General features: G+C 72.7%; 17 protein-coding genes. 8 read left to right on the forward strand and 9 right to left on the reverse strand.

Annotation, left to right across the window (positions count from 1 at the left end; translation table 11 throughout):
* Positions 1-17: 17 nt before the first annotated feature.
* Positions 18-800: a uracil-DNA glycosylase gene (locus tag DY218_RS18305; RefSeq protein WP_128557137.1), complete on the reverse strand. Its 783-nt coding sequence runs from the start codon at positions 798-800 to the stop codon at positions 18-20.
* Positions 801-839: 39 nt separating this feature from the next.
* Between DY218_RS18305 and DY218_RS18310 the strand changes: the two genes are divergently transcribed.
* The gene (locus tag DY218_RS18310) at positions 840-1247 is read left to right on the forward strand and encodes an RNA-binding S4 domain-containing protein (RefSeq protein WP_128557138.1); all 408 of its coding nucleotides are present in this window, start codon (positions 840-842) and stop codon (positions 1245-1247) included.
* Positions 1248-1426: 179 nt separating this feature from the next.
* Positions 1427-2734: a Tm-1-like ATP-binding domain-containing protein gene (locus tag DY218_RS18315; RefSeq protein WP_128557139.1), complete on the forward strand. Its 1308-nt coding sequence runs from the start codon at positions 1427-1429 to the stop codon at positions 2732-2734.
* Here the strand turns inward: DY218_RS18315 and DY218_RS18320 are convergent.
* From DY218_RS18320 to DY218_RS18335, 4 genes are all read right to left on the reverse strand, one after another.
* Positions 2709-3173 (reverse strand): DoxX family protein, encoded by a 465-nt coding sequence (locus DY218_RS18320; protein WP_199566773.1) that lies wholly within the window; start codon positions 3171-3173, stop codon positions 2709-2711. The two genes, DY218_RS18315 and DY218_RS18320, sit on opposite strands and share 26 nt — an antisense overlap.
* Positions 3174-3300: 127 nt before the next feature.
* Positions 3301-3993 carry a class I SAM-dependent methyltransferase gene (locus DY218_RS18325; protein ID WP_128557140.1) on the reverse strand — a complete coding sequence of 231 codons (693 nt, stop codon included), beginning with the start codon at positions 3991-3993 and terminating at the stop codon, positions 3301-3303.
* Between the two features lie 90 nt (positions 3994-4083).
* Positions 4084-5073, reverse strand: a complete 990-nt coding sequence (locus DY218_RS18330; RefSeq protein WP_128557141.1) for a trypsin-like serine peptidase — start codon at positions 5071-5073, stop codon at positions 4084-4086.
* Between the two features lie 102 nt (positions 5074-5175).
* On the reverse strand, positions 5176-6426 hold the full coding sequence (locus tag DY218_RS18335; RefSeq protein ID WP_128557165.1) for a helix-turn-helix domain-containing protein: 1251 nt from the start codon (positions 6424-6426) through the stop codon (positions 5176-5178).
* Positions 6427-6614: 188 nt separating this feature from the next.
* Here DY218_RS18335 and DY218_RS18340 point away from each other — a divergent pair, with 188 nt between their 5' ends.
* From DY218_RS18340 to DY218_RS18355, 4 genes are all read left to right on the forward strand, one after another.
* Positions 6615-7529 (forward strand): SGNH/GDSL hydrolase family protein, encoded by a 915-nt coding sequence (locus DY218_RS18340; protein WP_128557142.1) that lies wholly within the window; start codon positions 6615-6617, stop codon positions 7527-7529.
* 4 nt (positions 7530-7533) lie between these two features.
* Positions 7534-9588 carry a hypothetical protein gene (locus tag DY218_RS18345; RefSeq protein ID WP_128557143.1) on the forward strand — a complete coding sequence of 685 codons (2055 nt, stop codon included), beginning with the start codon at positions 7534-7536 and terminating at the stop codon, positions 9586-9588.
* Between the two features lie 13 nt (positions 9589-9601).
* Positions 9602-10750, forward strand: a complete 1149-nt coding sequence (locus DY218_RS18350) for an alkaline phosphatase PhoX (RefSeq protein ID WP_128557144.1) — start codon at positions 9602-9604, stop codon at positions 10748-10750.
* Between the two features lie 77 nt (positions 10751-10827).
* Entirely contained in the window at positions 10828-11097 is a 270-nt protein-coding gene (locus DY218_RS18355) for a DUF6343 family protein (RefSeq protein ID WP_128557145.1), read from the forward strand.
* Positions 11098-11168: 71 nt separating this feature from the next.
* On the opposite strand, the gene DY218_RS18360 is transcribed toward DY218_RS18355, so the two are convergent.
* From DY218_RS18360 to rpsA, 4 genes are all read right to left on the reverse strand, one after another.
* Positions 11169-11543, reverse strand: coding sequence for a tetratricopeptide repeat protein (locus DY218_RS18360; protein WP_128557146.1), 375 nt, complete (start codon positions 11541-11543; stop codon positions 11169-11171).
* Positions 11544-11591: 48 nt separating this feature from the next.
* Positions 11592-12212, reverse strand: coding sequence for a dephospho-CoA kinase (gene coaE, locus DY218_RS18365; RefSeq protein ID WP_128557147.1), 621 nt, complete (start codon positions 12210-12212; stop codon positions 11592-11594).
* Between the two features lie 66 nt (positions 12213-12278).
* Positions 12279-13217 (reverse strand): PAC2 family protein, encoded by a 939-nt coding sequence (locus DY218_RS18370; protein ID WP_128557148.1) that lies wholly within the window; start codon positions 13215-13217, stop codon positions 12279-12281.
* A 207-nt stretch (positions 13218-13424) separates the two neighbouring features.
* Entirely contained in the window at positions 13425-14942 is a 1518-nt protein-coding gene (gene rpsA, locus DY218_RS18375; protein WP_128557149.1) for a 30S ribosomal protein S1, read from the reverse strand.
* Between the two features lie 387 nt (positions 14943-15329).
* On the opposite strand from rpsA, the gene DY218_RS18380 reads away from it, so the two are divergent.
* Both DY218_RS18380 and hrpB read left to right on the forward strand, forming a co-directional pair.
* On the forward strand, positions 15330-16250 hold the full coding sequence (locus tag DY218_RS18380) for a class I SAM-dependent methyltransferase (RefSeq protein WP_128557150.1): 921 nt from the start codon (positions 15330-15332) through the stop codon (positions 16248-16250).
* 55 nt (positions 16251-16305) lie between these two features.
* On the forward strand, positions 16306-18840 hold the full coding sequence (hrpB, locus tag DY218_RS18385; RefSeq protein ID WP_128557151.1) for an ATP-dependent helicase HrpB: 2535 nt from the start codon (positions 16306-16308) through the stop codon (positions 18838-18840).
* The last annotated feature ends 11 nt before the right edge of the window (positions 18841-18851 follow it).

Consider the following 18851-nt stretch of genomic DNA (forward strand, 5'->3'; position numbering starts at 1 on the left):
CCCGACGCGGCGGGTGATCAGCTGTCTCCCGGGACGTCGAGGCCGGCTGCCTTCGCCGCGTCCGCGAGGACTCGGGTGAGCATCGCCGGGGTCAGGCGGCCGGTGTAGGTGTTGCGCCTGCTGACGTGGAAGCAGCCGAGGACGTCCAGGGGGCGGCCGCGGCTGTCGTGCAGGACGACACGGGCGCCGTGGCCGAACACCGGCCGGGGACGCGGGAGTTCGTACCCGGCCGCCGCAAGGACCGGCAGGGTCGCCGACCAGCCGAAGGCGCCGAGCAGCACGACGGCGCGCAGGGTCGGGCGGACGAGTTCGAGCTCGCGGGCCAGCCAGGGGCGGCAGGTGTCGCGCTCGGTGGGGGTGGGCCTGTTCGCCGGCGGGGCGCAGTGCACCGGTGAGGTGACGCGTACGCCGTACAGGGTGAGGCCGTCGCCCGGGCCGGTCGCGACGGCCGACGAGGCGAGCCCGAGCTCGTGCAGCGCGGCGAACAGGGTGTCTCCCGCCCGGTCACCGGTGAACATCCGGCCGGTCCGGTTCCCGCCGTGCGCGGCGGGCGCGAGCCCGACCACGAGCAGGCGCGCGTCCGCAGGCCCGAATCCCGGGACCGGACGCCCCCAGTACTCCTGCTCGGCGAAGGCCGCCCGCCGGGCCGCCGCCACCTCTTCGCGCCAGGCCACCAGGCGCGGGCAGGCCCGGCAGTCGGTGAGCGCCGGGTCGAGGACCGCGAGCGAGCCGGCGGTACGGGCCGTGGCCTGCGGAAACGCTGCGCTGTCCGGCGACGGGCCGGGCTCGGACTCGGACATGCCTCCATCGCAGGCCCGGTCCCGGACTAAAGTCAAACCATGACCACCACCAAGGGGACGAGCGAGGGCGACACCGGCGGCGTGCGGGTCGACGCCTGGGTCTGGTCGGTGCGGCTGGCCAAGACACGCTCGGCGGCGGCGACCGCCTGCCGGGCCGGCCAGGTCCGGGTCAACGGTCAGCGCGTCAAGCCGGCCCACACGGTCCGGGCGGGCGACGAGGTCCGGGTACGGCAGGGCGACCGGGAGCGGATCGTGGTCGTACGCCGGGCCCTCCGCAAGCGGGTCGGGGCGCCGGTGGCGGTCGAGGCGTACGTGGACAACAGTCCGCCTCCGCCGCCGCGGGTGGTGCCCGCGGGGATTCGGGATCGGGGGGCCGGGCGGCCGACGAAGCGCGATCGGCGCGAACTGGATCGGTTGAGGGGCCTGGGCCCCTCGAGTCCCTCCTGAGCGACGGCGCTCCCGCTTCTGAGCGCACTCCGGGCAGCCGCGTCGAGCTCACCTTCCAGGCATCGGCCTGGCGGCCTCGTCCTCGATCGCCGGACGGGCTCAAAGTCGCAAGTCGCCGGACAGGCTCAAAATCGAAGGTGGGGCTTGTTCGTCGCGGGTCCGCGTCGTAGGACCGACCCATGACGACTGTCGTGCTGCTGGGCACTCTCGACACCAAGGGTGAGGAATGTGCCTGGCTCCGCGCCCGCCTGACCGCTCATGGCGTCGATGTCCTCCTCGTCGACACCGGTGTCGCCGGACGGCCCCGTACCGAGGCCGACATCGCGCGCGCCGTCGTCGCCGCCGCGGCCGGGGACGACCTGGAGCGGCTGCGGGCCGAGGCCGACCGGGGCGCCGCCGTGACCGTGATGGGCACCGGTGCCGCGGCCGTGGTGACCCAGCTGTACGAGGAGGGCCGACTCGACGGTGTGCTCGCGGTGGGCGGCAGCGGCGGGGCCTCGATCGCGGGCCGTGCCGTCCGTGATCTGCCCGTCGGCGTACCGAAGTTGATCGTATCGTCGATGGCCGGCGGTGATGTGTCGCCGTACGTCGGCGGCTCGGACGTGGCGATGCTGCATTCGGTCGTCGACATCGCGGGCGTCAACCGCCTCTCCGCCCCCGTCTTCGCCAACGCGGCCGCCGGGATCGCCGGAATGGCGAAGGATTTCGCGGCCCGAGGCCGGACAGTGGGAGGGACGGTCCCGCAAGGCACGAGCCCGCACGAAGGGCGGCCGCTGATCGCCGCCTCCATGGCCGGCGTGACGACTCCGGGCGTGGACGCGGCCAGAGCCCGACTCGACGCACTCGGCTACGAGGTCCTGGTCTTCCACACCAGCGGTGCCGGGGGCCGGGCCCTCGAATCGCTCGCCGAACGGGGCCTGTTCGCCGGAGTGCTGGACCTCACGCCCTGCGAGCTGGCCGACGATCTGGTGGGCGGAGTCCTCACGGCCGGCCCGGACCGGCTCGAGGCCGCCGGGCTGGCGGGGATACCCCAGGTGGTCAGCGTGGGCGCGCTCGACATGGTCAAGTTCGGGCCGCTCGCCACGCTGCCCGACCGATTCCGCGACCGGCACGTCCGGGTGCACAATCCGTCGGTCACGGTCATCAGGACCACCCCGGAGGAGGTCGGCGAGCTGGGCCGGCGGATCGGCGGCAAGCTCCGGGCGGCACTCGGACCCGCGGCGCTGTGCCTGCCGCTGCTCGGAATGTCGACCCTGGGCGCTCCCGCGGACGGGCCCGCACCCGCGGGCCCGTACCACGATCCGGAGACCGATGCCGTGCTCTTCGCCGCGCTGCGCGACACCCTGCGCGGCAGCGCAGTCGAGATCCACGAACTGCCCACGCACATCAACGATCCGGCCTTCGGCCGGGCCGCGGCCGACCATCTGCACCGGCTGATCGTCGACCGCTCCGGCACCCGACTCACGAACGCCGGCTCAGGAGCCTGACCAGCTGCAGGGTCCGATGGCGCTGCGTCCTGGCGATGACGATCAGCGGCACCACGAGGATCACCGGCGTGAACCAGAACTCGGCGTCGAAGTACACCAGGGACATCACGGTCGCACCGATCATCAGGCCGATGAAGGCGAGCGCGGCGACACCGGACAGGAGAGGGATCAACAGGGCGATCCCGCCGAGGACTTCGAGCGCGCCGATGGTGTACATGAAGCCGTCGCCCCAGCCGATCCGGTCGAAGCTCTCGGTGGCGGACGAGTGCGCGGCCAGCTTCGGCGCGCCACTGGCCACGGCGTAGAAGACGCCGAGAACGGTCGCGAGCACTCTGAGCCCGATCGTGGCGCTCCGGCTGCGCGCCGGGCCTTCGGACGCGGTACGGGCGGGGGCGGCGGTGCCGGCGCCGGTCGTGGTGGGGAGGGTGGCCTCGGACATGGTGATCTCCTGGGTGAGCGGTCCGGCGTGCTGTCACAGGGGTAGACCGGTCCGGGATCGCCGACTCATCGCCGTACGCCCGCTCCTCCGGAGGAAAATCACGGCGCGCCGGCCGGGCGGCGCGGTGTCAGCCGGCCGGCACCGCGCGCACCCAGATCCCGTCGTCGGTGAGGATGCGGTCGATCGCCAGGCCGGCCGCCGCCAGATGGCGCTCGAACTCCTCGTGGGTGAGCTCGCGGGACAGGAAGGTCTGCGTCCACACCGCATCGGGCCAGACGTACTCGGTGCGGACCTCGTCGACACCGTCACCGACCGGCGTGACGGCGGCGATCCTGATGGTGAGCCCGCCCGGCAGGACGCGCTCGCGCGGCACCACGCTGTGGTAGTCGGCGCCCTCGCGCTGGATGAGGACGCAGCCGTCGTCGCGCACATGGCGCCGGCAGGTGGCGAGGAGCCGGTCGCGGACCCCGTCGAGCCCGGAGTGCACCAGGAACGAGGCGAGGGTGACCACGTCGAACCGCTCGCCGAGGTCGAGATCCTCGATGCTCGCGTGCACGGTACGCGCGCCGCGGACGTGGGTGAGCATCTCCGCCGACTCGTCGACCGCGGTGACCTCCAGTCCGCGCTCGAGGAGGGGGTGGGTCATCCGGCCCGCGCCGCAGCCGAGTTCGAGCAGGCGGGCGCCCGGTGGTGCGGCATCCGCGATGATGCGTGGCTCCTCGCCGACGGGCAGTCGGGTGTACAGGTCGACGGAACAGCCGTCGGGGGTGAAGGCGCCGGGGCCGGTGCCGCCGTAGCCGGGCCGAGTCTGTGGGGTCATGCCGGTCCAACGCGGCGGGCCGGGCACCCGTTCCCGGATGCCCGGCCCGCTGATGCGGTTCCGGCCGGCGGTCGTGCGGGCCGTACCGGGTCAGCTCGTCTGCGCCTCCTCGTAGAGGTTCTTGGCGTCGTCGCCGAAGTACGGGCCGAACATGTAGCCCGGCAGGAAGGTGTAGCCGAAGCTGTTCACCGAGCTCTGCAGGCCGGTGCCCGTCGATTCGTCGAACTCCTCGAACCACGGTCCGCCGCTGGATCCGCCGGTCATGTCGCAGCCCAGGCTGTGGTCGTCGGTGAGCAGGACGTCGCGGGTCGAGTTGCCGCTGCAGTGGATGAGTTCGGTGCCGTCGTACGGATCGGCCGCGGGGAAGCCGAAGGCGTACATGGCCTTGTCGTAGCCGGAGTTGAAGGCCACGCCCTGGGCGCCGACGACATCGGTGAGCTGCTTGCCGTCGAGCGGCTCGACGACGGCGGCGCCCACGTCGAAGTTGATGTCCTCGCTCGCCGTCCACTGCGGGGTGGAGAGCGTCTTGGCCGCGGTCCAGGTGCCGTACGGCGCCTCGCCGTCGTGGTAGCCGGGCACGAACACCCAGTCGGTGTGCCAGGCGCCGTCCATCTTCACGCAGTGCCCGGCGGTGAGCACCGTCGACTTGTTGGCGCTGGTCACGGCGTTGCCCGAGCAGGAGGCCTGCCGGCCGTCGTAGGTGAAGAAGACCCGTCCCGAGGTGGTGGCGACCTGGCCGCCGCCGGTCCAGGGTGCGCCGGATTCGGGGAAGGCCTCGGCGCCGGGCGGGGCCTCGGTGGGCGGGACGAGGAGTTCGGTGCCCTTGGCGATCCGGTCGGTCACTTCGCCGACCGCGGCGGGCAGCAGGTCGAGCGGTTCGGCGGCGCGCATGCGTTCGGCGGTCCAGTAGGCCGCGGTGTCGGTGGGCCGACCGGTCTCGCTGTCCGAAGCCTTGACGTGTGTGGGGGACCCCGGGGCCGCGGTTGCGGGTGCGGCCGCCACGAGGGTGCCGGCCAGGAGTGCGCCGGTCGCGGCGAGGGCGCCGAGTATGCGCCGGGGTGTGTGAAGGCTGCGTCTCACGCGAAGTACTCCTTCTGCGGGGGTCGTTGCGGAATCACCGCGCGGACCTGCGGGGGTACGGGAAGACGTGCACGGGCAGCGTGCCACGGAACCGACGCCGTGTCAGGAGGCGGGAACCGGCCCACTTCCGGCGCCTGCACCGCGCGCCTCGCCCGGCGCACCGGCCCGTGCGCGGCGCGCCACCAGGGCGGCACCGAGCTGCGGCAGATCCGCGGGCCGTACCGGGGAGAGACCGGTGAGACGGGCGATGCTGCGCAACCGGTAGTCGACGGTGTTGGGGTGTACGTGCAGGGCCGCGGCGGCGGCCCTGCGGTCGAGCCCCTCGTCGAGGAAGGTCTGCAGGGTGTGCAGCAGCCCGGGGCGCTCCTCGATCGGTGCGAGCAGCGCCGCCAGATCGTCCAGGGCTGCGCTCGGCCGGCTGAGCTGGTAGTCGAGCAGGACATCGGCGAGGCGGTAGAGGCCGGGCGGCCGTCGGGTGCGGCGCACCAGGTCGACGACCTCGGCATTGCGGGTGACGGCGGGCGCCACCTCGTGCGGCGCCGCGACCGTGGCGGCCGCCGTGACCGGTACGCCGGCCGATTCGCCCGCACGCTCGACCAGCGCCCGCAGCCCGTCCCAGGAGGGCGGCTCCGCGACCGGCAGCAGGACGGTTCCGCCGGTGGCGTCGAGCGCGGTCAGGGCCGGTTCCCCGGTGTGCCGGTCCAGTACGGAGCGCACCCGACGGGTCTTGCGCCGTGCGGCGATGCCCGCGCCCGGGCCGGCCACCGTCTCGTCGGGGTGGGTGCCGAGGGCGAGCGTCATCGCCACGTACAGCGCGGCCGGGCGAGGTCCGGTGGGCCCGAGCCGTGCGGGCTCCCCGGCGAGGAGCGCGGCGAGCAGCGCGTGCCGGCCGTCGTGCTCCTGCCTGTCGAGAATGCTGCGGGCCTCCAGATAGGCGGCGCTGACGGCTGAGGTGAGCCGGCGCTGCAGCTCCATCATCCGGTCCACGGTCTCCTGCACATCGGCCAGTTCGTGCGGGCGGGCGTCCGCGGAGATCTCCTGCCAGCACAGGATGGTGCCGATGTGGTACGCGGTGAGGATGGCGTCGAGGGGGACGCCCTCCTCGGCGCGCTGGGCGGCCGAGTCGCGCTGCTGGTCGAGTTCGGTCTCGGTGGCGGGCCTGCGGTGCTCGACGCAGTCGGCGAAGAGCCGCAGATTGTGCTGGACTATGTCGGCGATGTCACCGGTCAGTTCCTCGCCCGGCAGTTCCGCGTAGACCGGGAGTTCGGCCCGCAGCCGGGCGACGACGCGGCGGGTCAGCTCGGGTACGCGGGCGCGCAGATGCGGTCCGGCCGGGCGCCCGGCGATACGCAGCAGCCGGTGCGGCGGGCCGGGCTGCCGTGCGTCCGCGCGCGGGTGCGCACCGGACCGCCGTGCTCTCGCGCCGTCCTTGTCACGCATCACAAAGGCCCCCCGATAAATCTGCGTTACCCACCAGTTAAAGAGCGGTGCGGGAATCTGCATAGTGACCGGCGGACATTCCACGACGCCGGGAGCCCACCATGAACTCGACGTACCGCACGGGGATTTGTCGAACCGTCAGGAACCTGGCCGGTGGCGCCGCGCTGGCCGCGCTCGCCGCGGGCACGCTCGCCGCACCCGCGGCGGCCGAGGAGCGTGCCCGGCCGGCCGAGGGGGAGGTGTACGTGGCCCTCGGGGACTCCATGCCGGCCGGCCCGCTGATCCCGAGCCCGACCGGCCCGCTGGCCTGCGGCCGCTCCACGCACAACTATCCGCACGAACTGGCCGCCACCCTGGGCGTCGCCGAACTGCGGGACGTCACCTGCAGCGGAGCGAAGAGCGACCACATGACGACCCCGCAGAAGCTGGAACTCCTCGACGTGCCGATGGGCGAGGCGCCGCCGCAGTTCGACGCGCTCGGACCGGACACCACCCTGGTCACCCTCACCATCGGCGGCAACGACGCGGGACTGGTCGGCGTGGCCCAGGACTGCCAGACCCTCGACCCGAACGCGACGCCCTGCAAGGAGAAGTTCACCGAGGGCGGCGTGGACCAGGTCGCCGAGCGCGTCGACGCCTTCCGCCCCGCGCTGGACGCGGTACTCGACACGATCACCGCCAAGGCGCCCGACGCCCGTGTCGTGGTGGCCGGTTACGGCCTGTACATCAAGCCGGGCGGCTGCTTCCCGTACCAGCCGGTGCTCGGCGTGGACGCCGACTATCTGCAGGGCAACGTGAACCGTCTGAACGACGTGATGGCCGCGTCCTCCGCGGCACACGGCGCCGAGTACGTGGACCTGGCCACCCCGAGCGAGGGCCACGACGCCTGCCGGAAACCCTCCGACAAGTGGGTCGAGGGATACGTACCGACTGCGGCAGCCGCACCGCTGCATCCCAACCGGCGGGGCGAGGAGAACTACGCCCGGCTGATCGCCGAACACCTGGCCGGGAGCTGATCCGATGCGGCACCGGCTCCTGACGACGCTGCTCGCGGCGGTCCTCGCCGCGACCGGTCCGGCACTCGCGCAGCCCGCGCAGGCCGGCGACCGTCCCTCGGCCGCTTCGCCGCAGCAGGCCGGTGCCGCACGCCCCGGCGGCTGCGATCCGCTGACCGCTTCCGAGTGCCTGCTGCCGTTCCCCAACGACTGGTACACGCGCCGCGATCCGGGCACCGAGACCGGCCGCCGGGTCGCGTTCCGCGGCGATGTACTGCCCCGGCCCGTCCTCGGGCGCCCGGTCGATCCGGCGCCGTGGAACCGCTCCGACGGGTTTTCCCCGGGCTCGACCGTGACCGCTCATGTGCCGGGCCTCGACCTGGCGGCCACCGGCGCCGCCCCGATCACCGACATCGGGCGTTCCCTGGACCGCGCAGCCCCGGTGGTCCTGATCGACGCCACCACCGGCCGCCGCCACCCGTACTGGGTCGAGGCGGACGCGAACGCCACGAGCGGCGACCGGCAGGCGCTGCTGATCCACCCCGCACGCAACTTCCGGCCCGGACACCGCTATCTGGTCGCGCTGCGCGGCATGAAGGACTCCGCCGGCCGCGCGCTGCCCGCGCCCGAGCCGTTCGCTCTGGCCGCCGGTGCCCGCCTGCCGCGCAGCCATCCGCTGTACGAGCGTCAGCGGCAGCTGCGACCGGTCCTGCACGAGCTGCGCCGCGCCGGCGTCCGCACCGAAGGACTGCATCTGGCCTGGGACTTCACGGTGGCGAGCGAAGCGAATCTGACCGGTGACCTGTACTCCGTGCGCGACCAGGCGTTCGGTGAACTCGGCTCCCGCGCACCGCAGTTCCAGGTCACCGGGGTCGAGGACTTCACCGCGGGGGACGACCCGCTGATCGCGCGCGAGGTCACCGGGCATGTCACGGTGCCGAGCTATCTCGATCTGCCGGGCGGCCCGCCCGGTTCGGTCTTCCACCGCGGCCGGGACGGCAGCCCGCGCCGGCTGCCGGGCCGGACCCAGCGCGCCGAGTTCCGCTGCGAGATCCCGCGCTCCGCGTTCACCACCCCCTCGAGCGCGTCGCTGTACGGGCACGGACTGTTGGGCAGCCGGAACGAGGTCGGCGCGGGCAACGTCAAGGCGATGGCCGGCGAACACAACTTCACGTTCTGCGCCACCGACTGGATCGGCATGGCCGAGGACGACATCCCGGTCGTCGTCGGCGCCCTGTCCGACATGAACCTCTTCCCGTCCGTGCCCGAACGCTCCCAACAGGGCATGCTCGGCGCCCAGTTCCTCGGGCGCGCACTGATCCACCCGCAGGGGCTCACCCGCGATCCCGCGTTCCGCTCCCCCGGTGGACGTCCCCTGCTCGACACCCGGCAGGGCCTGGCGTACGACGGAAACAGCCAGGGCGGCATCCTGGGCGGTGCCCTGGTCGCCGCATCACCCGACATCGAGCGCGGCGTGCTGGGCGTGACGGGCATGAACTACAGCCTGCTGCTCAACCGCAGCGCCGACTTCGCGCCGTTCCAGCAGATCCTCGACGTGGCGTACCCGGACCGGCTCCGACAGCAACTGGTGCTCGGGCTCTACCAGATGGTCTGGGACCGCGGCGAGACCAACGGCTACGCGAGCGTGCTGACCGGCGCCCGCGGCCGCCCGGGCGACCGCACCGGTGGCCACTCCCCGCCCAAGTCGGTCCTGATGCACATCGCGTACGGCGACCACCAGGTCGCGAACATCGCCGCCGATGTACAGGCCCGCACCATCGGCGCCCGGCTCGTCACCCCAGCCCTGGCCGACGGCCGCAGCCCCGACCGGGTCCCGCACTGGGGCATCCGTCCGGCCCGACTGCCGTACCAGGGCTCGGCGATGGTCGTCTGGGACAGCGGCACACCGACCCCGCCCCTGTCCAACACCCCGCCCGGCGAACCGGGTCACGGCGCCGACCCGCACGAGGATCCCCGCAACATGCCGTCCGCCCGTCAGCAGAAGGCCACCTTCCTGACCACCGGGCGGGTCATCGATGTATGCGGCGGCGCCCCCTGCACCGCCCTGCCCGCCCCCTGACGGAGAGGCCCCCATGCCGCTGCAACGCCGCACCTTCCTGCGCATCGTCACCGCCGGAGCCGGAGCCGTCGCCTTCTCCGGCGCGCTCTGGCAGCAGGCCGCCGCCGATGCACCGGCCCGGCCGGCCGCCGCCGAGAGCCCGTACGGACCGCTGGGCGCACCGGACGGCAACGGGCTCGCCCTGCCCGCCGGATTCACCGGCCGCATCGTCGCGAAGTCGCTGCACTCGGTCGGCGGCATCCTGTGGCACTCGGCGCCCGACGGCGGAGCCTGCTTCCCGGACGGTGACGGCTGGATCTATGTGTCGAACTCCGAACTTCCGCTGATCGGCGGGGTGTCGGCGCTCCGCTTCACGGCCGACGGCAGCGTCTCGGACGCGTACCGCATCCTGTCCGGTACCAACCTCAACTGCGCGGGCGGCGCCACACCGTGGCACACCTGGCTGTCCTGCGAGGAGATCCACCGCGGCCGGGTCTTCGAGACCGACCCGTACGGCGAAGTGCCGGCGCGCTCCCATCACGCGATGGGCCGCTTCAAGCACGAGGCCGCCGCCTGCGACCCGGACCACGAGGTCGTGTACCTCACCGAGGACGAGGACGACGGCTGTCTGTACCGCTACACGCCGGACACCTGGGGCGATCTGACCGCGGGACGGCTCGAGGTGCTCTGCTCGACCGGCGGCGACTCGGTGGAGTGGCGCGAGGTCCCCGATCCGGACGCGCCCCTGGTCCAGACCCGCCACCAGGTGGACGAGGCCCGCCACTTCGACGGCGGCGAAGGCTGCCACTACGCGGACGGCGTCTGCTACTTCACCGCCAAGGGCGACCGCTCGGTATGGGCGTACGACACGCGCGCGCAGACCGTGACGGCCGTCTACAGCGGCGGCGGCCCGCTCGACGGCGTCGACAACGTCACCGGCAGCACGGCGGGCGACCTCTATGTCGCGGAGGACGGCGGCAACATGGAGATCAACATCATCACTCCGGACGGCGTCGTCGCCCCGGTGCTGCGCCTGGACGACCAGTCGGAATCGGAGATCACCGGACCGGCCTTCTCCCCCGACGGAAGCCGGCTGTACTTCTCCTCGCAGCGCGGCACCAGCGGCGAGCGCACCGGCTCCGGTGGCATCACCTACGAGGTCACCGGGCCGTTCCGGCATTGAGGCACCGTGCGTGTTGGGGGTTCGCGGCCACCGGGTGAATCATGGAGGGGGAAGCCGGCAGCGGGAGATGAGCACCGATGCGTACAGGCAGTGAACCCGTCACCGCACGCAGTGCCCTGCGTATGCGCTTCTGGCTCAGCGTGTGGGGCCTGATCTGGACCGCCGGCGGGACGGTCGCCTTCGCCCTGGTCGGCCGGCCCGGCTGGGCGCTGGCCTGCGGGATCCTCTGGCTGATCGTCACGGTCGACCTGGTCCTGGTGGTACGGCACATCCGGCAGGGCCCGCACTACCAGCCCGGCCGTGACGTACCGCCCTACGAACCGGACCACGGCGGGACGGACCGCTGACCGGGAGGGAGTGCACTCCGCATTCCGGCCTGTTCAGCGTCCGTCCCGCCGTGGCGGGGTCCTGCGTGGGCTCACGTCTGCTCGAACCTGGCCGCGGTGACGTACTCGGGCTGCGGATCGAGTGCGGCGGCGAGGCGGAAGTGCCGCTTGGCCTGATCCGGACGGTTCGCCCGCTCGAAGGTGCGGGCGAGCGCGAAGTGCGCAAACGCGTTGTCCGGCTCGCGCTCCAGGACGATGGTGAACTCCAGCTCGGCGGCCCGCAGTTGGGCAGCGGCGAAGAAGGCCCGAGCGCGCAGCAGGCGGGCCGCGGTGCTCTCCGGGTGCTGGCCGATCACCTCGTCGAGCAGCTTGATCGCACCGCGCGGATCACGGGCGGCGAGCAGGTGCTCGGCCGACCGGTAGTCGATGATGTCCGTCTCGGGGGTACGGCTGAAGCTCTGGGACACGAGCGCATCCTTCCTTGATTGCCCCCTTCAACCAGCCGGTCTTCCGGGCTATTCCGCTGCGTCTGCGGGGCCGGTCCTGGCCCGCTGGACGAGGTCCTCCCAGACGGCCCGCACCTGCGGTTCGAGGGCCTCGAGCGGGCCGTCGTTGTCGATGACCACGTCCGCGACGGCGAGCCGCTTCTCGCGGTCCGCCTGCGCGGCCATCCGGGCCCGGGCGTCCTGCTCGCTCATGCCCCGCAGCTGCACCAGGCGGTGCAGCTGGGTGGCGGGCGAGGCGTCGACGACGACCACCAGGTCGTAGAGGGGGGCAAGGCCGTTCTCGGCGAGCAGCGGGACGTCGTGCACCACCACGGCGTCCGGCGGCGCGGCGGCCTCCAGTTCGGCGGAGCGTGCGCCGACGAGTGGATGCACGATGCCGTTGAGTACGGACAGGCGCTCGGGGTCGGCGAAGACGACGGACCCGAGCCTGGGCCGGTCGAGGGCGCCGTCGGGCGTCAGGATCTCCTCGCCGAACGCCGCGACGACCGCGGCCAGACCGGGGGTGCCCGGCTCCACCACTTCGCGGGCGATCCGGTCGGCGTCGACGAGGACCGCTCCGTAGGAGTCGAGCAGCCGGGACACCTCACTCTTACCGGCACCGATTCCGCCGGTCAGGCCAACTTTCAGCATGCCCGGCAGCTTAGCCGCGGGGCCAGGGACTGCCCATGGGCCGGCCCCTGCGCATCCCGCGGCCGCTCAGCCGTCGCCCTCCCGCTCCGCCAGGAACCGCTCGAATTCCTGGCCGATCTCGTCGGCGGAGGGGATGTCGACCCGCTCCGCCAGCATGTTCCCCCTGGTCTCGGCTCCGGCCGCGGCGTCGTACTGGTGCTCAAGGCCCTGGACCATGGTCACCAACTCCTCGTCGCCCTCCCGGATCTGGCGGTCGATCTCGGTCTGGGTGCGGTGCGCCTCGGTGCGCAGCGCATGCGCCACCGAGGGCAGTACGAGGCCGGTCGCGGAGGTGACGGCGTCCAGGACGGTCAGGGCGGCGTCCGGGTAGGCGGAGCGCGCGATGTAGTGCGGTACGTGTGCGGCGACGCCGAGCACGTCGTGGCCCGCTTCGATCAGCCGGTACTCGATGAGGGCCGCCGCGCTGCCCGGCACCTGGGCCTCGTCGAAGGGGCTGCGGTGGCCGGGGATCAGGTCCGTGCGGTTGCCGTGCGGGGTGAGTCCGACCGGGCGGGTGTGCGGCACGCCCATCGGGACGCCGTGGAAGTTGACCGCGAGGCGCACTCCGAGCCGCTCCACGATCTGCTCCACGGCCCTCGCGAACCTCTCCCACTCCACGTCCGGCTCGGGACCGGAGAGCAGCAGGAACGGTGCGCCGGTGGCGTCCTGCACCAAGCGCACGGTGAGCTCCGGCACCTCGTAGTGGGTCCAGCTGTCCCGCTCGAAGGTGAGCAGCGGACGGCGGGCGCGGTAGTCGATCAGCCGGTCGTGGTCGAAGGTGGCGACGGCCTGACCGGGGAGAGAGTCCTGCAGCTTGTCGACGATCTGGTCACCCGTCTCGCCCGCGTCGATGTATCCGTCGAAGTGGTAGAGCATGACGAGTCCGGCCGAGTCCTGCGCCAGCGCCATGTCGACGACGGCGAGGCCCTTCGGCTCCCATGCGTACAAACCCTTGGGATCAAGCACTGTGACCGCTCCTCCTCGTGTTCCCCCCGAAGAACACGCAGCGGCCCGTCCGCATTCCCGCCCCGGGCATGCGGGCAGAGTCCTCATCGCACGCGAGGCGTACGGGAGTTGCGCCGCGGAAGGGCAGAAGCGGGCAGCACGAAGGCCCGCACCCCGAAGGGTGCGGGCCTCAGTGTGCTACTGGCTGCCGCCGGCCGTCAGCCGTCGTCAGCTCTGGCCACCCGCGAGCTTCTCGCGGAGCGCGGCCAGGGCCTCGTCGGAGGCGAGGGCGCCGGAGTTGTCCGTGGTCTCCGAGGAGTACGAACCGCCGCCGGCGTTACCGCCACCGGAGGGCGCCGGGGCCGCACCGCCGGGCGCGGCCGCACCCTCGGCCTCGGCCTGGGCGTCGGCCTCGCGGGACTTGATGACCTGGGCCTGGTGCTGCTCGAAGCGCTGCTGCGCCTCGGCGTACTGGGTCTCCCAGGCCTCGCGCTGGGTCTCGTAGCCCTCGAGCCAGTCGTTGGTCTCGGGGTCGAAGCCCTCCGGGTAGATGTAGTTGCCCTGGTCGTCGTAGGACGCGGCCATGCCGTACAGCGTCGGGTCGAACTCGACGACGGACGGGTCGGCACCGAAGGCCTCGTTGGCCTGCTTCAGCGAGAGGCTGATGCGGCGACGCTCGAGGTCGATGTCGATGACCTTGACGAAGATCTCGTCGTTGACCTGGACGACCTGCTCCGGGATCTCCACGTGGCGCTCGGCCAGCTCGGAGATGTGCACCAGGCCCTCGATGCCCTCGTCGACGCGGACGAACGCACCGAACGGAACGAGCTTGGTGACCTTGCCGGGGACGACCTGACCGATCTGGTGGGTCCGGGCGAACTGCTGCCACGGGTCTTCCTGCGTGGCCTTGAGCGACAGGGAGACGCGCTCGCGGTCCATGTCCACGTCGAGGACCTCGACGGTGACTTCCTGGCCGACCTCGACAACCTCGGAGGGGTGGTCGATGTGCTTCCAGGAGAGCTCGGAGACGTGCACCAGACCGTCGACGCCACCCAGGTCCACGAAGGCACCGAAGTTGACGATGGAGGACACGACGCCGGAGCGGACCTGGCCCTTCTGCAGGGTGGTGAGGAACGTCTGGCGGACCTCGGACTGGGTCTGCTCCAGCCAGGCGCGGCGGGACAGGACCACGTTGTTGCGGTTCTTGTCCAGCTCGATGATCTTCGCCTCGAGCTCCTTGCCCACGTAGGGCTGGAGGTCGCGGACGCGGCGCATCTCGACCAGGGAGGCCGGGAGGAAGCCGCGGAGGCCGATGTCGAGGATGAGACCACCCTTGACGACCTCGATGACGGTACCGGTGACGATCCCGTCCTCTTCCTTGATCTTCTCGATCGTGCCCCAGGCACGCTCGTACTGAGCGCGCTTCTTGGACAGGATGAGACGGCCTTCCTTGTCCTCCTTCTGGAGAACCAGGGCCTCGATCTCATCGCCCACGGCGACGACCTCGTTGGGGTCGACGTCGTGCTTGATCGAAAGCTCGCGGGAGGGGATGACGCCTTCGGTCTTGTAACCGATGTCGAGCAGGACCTCGTCCCGGTCGACCTTCACGATGACGCCGTCGACGATGTCGCCGTCGTTGAAGTACTTGATCGTCTCGTCGATCGCGGCGAGGAAGGCTTCCTCGTTACCGATGTCGTTGACCGCTACCTGCGGAGTGGTGGCGGTGGTCTCGGTGCTGCTCGTCATGTGGGAAAGGGCTCCGGTACGGACGGTGAGTCGTAGGTACTGCTACGCCGGGAGCCCGTTTCGCTCTGCAGAAGCCGGACAGTGTGAAAGGCGCGGTCCTGCCAGGGAGATTTCCCGGGAAAGTCCATCAGCGCCTCGACGACCGAGGGGACATACAACAGATGCGAGCGCGCCCTGCTCTGTCTGAGGAGCGCAGGCCCGCAGCGCAACTTGTAGCATACGGGGGCCGTCGGGCAGGGTCAATGCGCGAAGGCGCACACCCGGGGCGGATCGCCGCATACCCGGCACAGGTCACTCTCGGCGCCCGCGCCACCCGGCGTGGAGCACACTGTCACCCTGTGCCCCACGGCGGTCGACGGCCGCCGGTTTCGAGCTGAGAGTACGACGATGGAGCCGATCATCCAAGAGTCCGAGACGCACGACAGGTCCGGGACGCACGAGAGGTCCGGGACGCACGGGCTGCCCCTTGTGGACTCGGAGGCCGCCGAGCCCGTGGCGACGCGGCGCAGCGCGGGTGTCGCCGAGAGCAGTCGGGCCAATCGCGGCTGGTGGGACGGGAACGCCGACGAGTACCAGCAGGAGCACGGCACGTTCCTCGGCGACGACCGCTTCGTGTGGGGACCGGAGGGCCTGGACGAGGTGGAGGCCGGCCTCCTCGGCCCGGTCGAGGACCTGCAGGACCGCCGCGTCCTGGAGATCGGCGCGGGTGCGGCGCAGTGCTCGCGCTGGCTGGCCGCCCAGGGCGCCCGCCCGGTGGCGCTCGACCTCTCGCACCGGCAGCTGCAGCACGCCCTGCGGATCGACGACCTCCTGAACCGCGACCACACGGTGGGTCTCGTGCAGGCGGACGCAGGCGGGCTGCCCTTCGCGGACGGCTCCTTCGACCTGGCGTGCTCGGCGTACGGCGCGCTGCCGTTCGTCGCCGATGCGGAGCTGGTGCTGCGGGAGGTGCGCCGGGTGCTGCGGCCCGGCGGGCGGTTCGTGTTCTCGGTGTCGCATCCCATCCGGTGGGCGTTCCCGGACGAGCCCGGACCCGAGGGCCTCTCGATCAGCGCCTCCTACTTCGACCGGGTGCCGTACGTCGAGCAGGACGAGCAGGGCCGCGCGGTCTATGTGGAACACCACCGCACGATCGGCGACTGGGTGCGGGACGTGGTCGCGGGCGGATTCCGCCTGGTGGATCTGGTGGAACCGGAATGGCCCGCATGGAACACGCAGGAGTGGGGCGGCTGGTCTCCGCTGCGCGGCGGGCTGATCCCCGGCACGGCGATCTTCGTCTGCGAGCGGCAGGAGACGGCGACGGGCTGACCGGCCGGCCGGGTGCAGCCGTCGGCGCGGCTTCGGCGTCCGGGAGACTTGGGGTGTGATCCGCTACGACGACCTCGGCCGGCTGCCCGTACGCAGTGCGCTGCCCGCCCTGCGCGCGGCGCTCGACGACGGGGGTGGCGCGGTGCTCTGCGCACCGCCCGGCACCGGCAAGACGACGCTCGTGCCGCTCGAGCTCGCCGGTCTGACCGGGGCCGGGCCCGCGCACCGTGTGGTGGTGGCCGAGCCGCGGCGGATCGCCGCGCGGGCCGCGGCCCGGCGGATGGCCTGGCTGCTCGGTGAACGGGTCGGCGAGAGCGTCGGCTTCACGGTGCGCGGCGAGCGGGCGGTCGGCCCCCGCACGCGCGTGGAGGTCGTCACGACGGGGGTGCTGCTGCAACGGCTGCAGCGGGACCAGGAGTTGACCGGCGTCGACACGGTCGTCCTGGACGAGTGCCACGAGCGGCATCTGGACGCCGACACGGTGGCCGCGTTCCTGCTCGACGTACGCGGGACGCTGCGCCCGGAGCTTCGCCTGGTGGCGGCGTCGGCGACCACGGACGCCGAGGGGTGGGCGCGGCTGCTCGGTGACGTGCCCGTGGTCGAGGCGGCGGGTGTCGCGCATCCGGTGGAGGTCGCTTGGGCGCCGCCGGCCAGGCCGGTGCGGCCGCCGCACGGGATGCGGGTGGATCCGGCGCTCCTGGCGCATGTCGCGTCGGTGGTGCGCAGGGCGCTCGCGGAGCGGGAGGGCGATGTGCTCTGCTTCCTGCCCGGTGTCGGTGAGATCGGGCGGGTTGCGGGGCAGTTGGGCGGCCTGGACGGGGTCGAGGTGCTGCAGGTGCACGGCCGGGCTTCGGCCGCCGTGCAGGACGCGGTGCTCACTGCGTCCGGGCGGCGGCGGGTGGTCCTTGCCACGTCGGTCGCCGAGTCGAGCCTGACCGTGCCGGGGGTGCGGATCGTGGTGGACTCCGGCCTGGCCCGCGAGCCGCGCATCGACCATGCGCGAGGTCTGAGCGCGCTGACCACAGTGCGGGCGTCGGCGGCGGCCGGACGGCAGCGGGCGGGGCGGGCGGGCCGTGAGGCGCCCGGCACGGTGTACCGCTGCTGGTCAGAGGCCGAGGACGGTCGTCTGGCGCGGTTCCCGCTGCCGGAGATCCGGGTGGCCGATCTGACGGCGTTCGCCCTGCAGGCCGCGTGCTGGGGCGATCCGGACGCCGCGGGGCTCGCGCTGCTCGACCCGCCGCCGGCCGGTGCGATGGCCGTGGCGCGCGAGACGCTGACGACGATCGGGGCCGTGGACGGTTCGGGCCGGGTTACCGAACGGGGCGTACGGATGGCCCGGTTGGGCCTGCATCCGCGGCTCGCGCGGGCGCTGCTCGACGGCGCGCGCGAGGTGGGTGCGCGGCGGGCCGCCGAGGTGGTGGCGCTGCTGAGCGAGGAGCCGCCGCGCGAGTACGGCGACGACCTCGCCTCCTGCCTCCGCGCGGCACGCGCGGGCCGTGACGGTTACGGCAGTCGCTGGCGTACGGAGGCCCGCCGCCTCGAGACGAACCTGGCGGGAGGTGGCGGCGGTCCGCAGGCCGGTGCGGCCTCGCACGGCGGCTCGGGCGACGACCGGGCGGCCGGAATCGTGGTGTCGCTGGCCTTCCCCGAGCGGCTTGCGCGGCGCAGGGGCGGCGGCCATCTGATGGTGTCCGGCACCGGCGCGGAGGTCGCGTCCGGTTCCGTGCTGCACGGCGCCGAGTGGATCGCGGTGGCCGTGGCCGACCGTCCGACGGGCAGCGCCCACGCGCGCGTACGGCTCGGCGCGGTCGTCGACGAGGACATCGCCCGTACCGCCGCGGGCGCCCTCCACGAGGAGGTACGGGAGGTGGCTTGGGCCGGCGGCGATGTGCTGGCGCGCCGGGTGGAGCGCCTGGGCGCCGTGGAGTTGACCGTACGTCCGCTCGCCGACCCGGGCGCCGCGGAGGTGCGGGCGGCGCTGCTCGACGGGCTGCGGGCGGAGGGCACCGGGCTGCTGCGCTGGTCCCGGGACGCCGAGGAGCTGCGCCGGCGGCTTGCGTTCCTGCACGAGCAGATCGGGGAGCCCTGGCCCGACGTGTCCGAGGATGCGCTGCACGCGCGCGTGGACGACTGGTTGGAGCCGGAGCTGTCCCGGTCCCGGCGGCGGGCGGACCTGGGGCGAATCGATGCGGGCCAGGCGTTGCGGCGGCTGCTGCCCTGGGCGACGGGTGAGGCGGCGCGGCTCGACGAGTTGGCGCCGGAGCGTATCGAGGTGCCGAGCGGTTCCCGGATCCGCCTCGACTACACCGATCCGCAGCGGCCGGTGCTCGCGGTGAAGCTGCAGGAGATGTTCGGTGCGGCCGGGACACCCGAGGTCGCCGGCGTTCCGGTTGTGGTGCATCTGCTGTCGCCGGCGGGCCGGCCCGCGGCCGTCACCGCGGACCTGGCGTCGTTCTGGCGGGACGGCTATCGCGGTGTGCGGGCGGAGTTGCGCGGGCGCTATCCGAAGCATCCCTGGCCTGAGCATCCGGCCGAGGCGGAGCCGACCCGGCACACCAAGGCTCGCCTCGAGGGGCGCGGCCGCGGCTGAGCGACCGGCAG

Origin of the sequence: Streptomyces triticagri, from assembly GCF_003429565.1 — a bacterium.
In the GTDB taxonomy this organism is placed as follows: Bacteria; Actinomycetota; Actinomycetes; order Streptomycetales; family Streptomycetaceae; genus Streptomyces; species Streptomyces triticagri.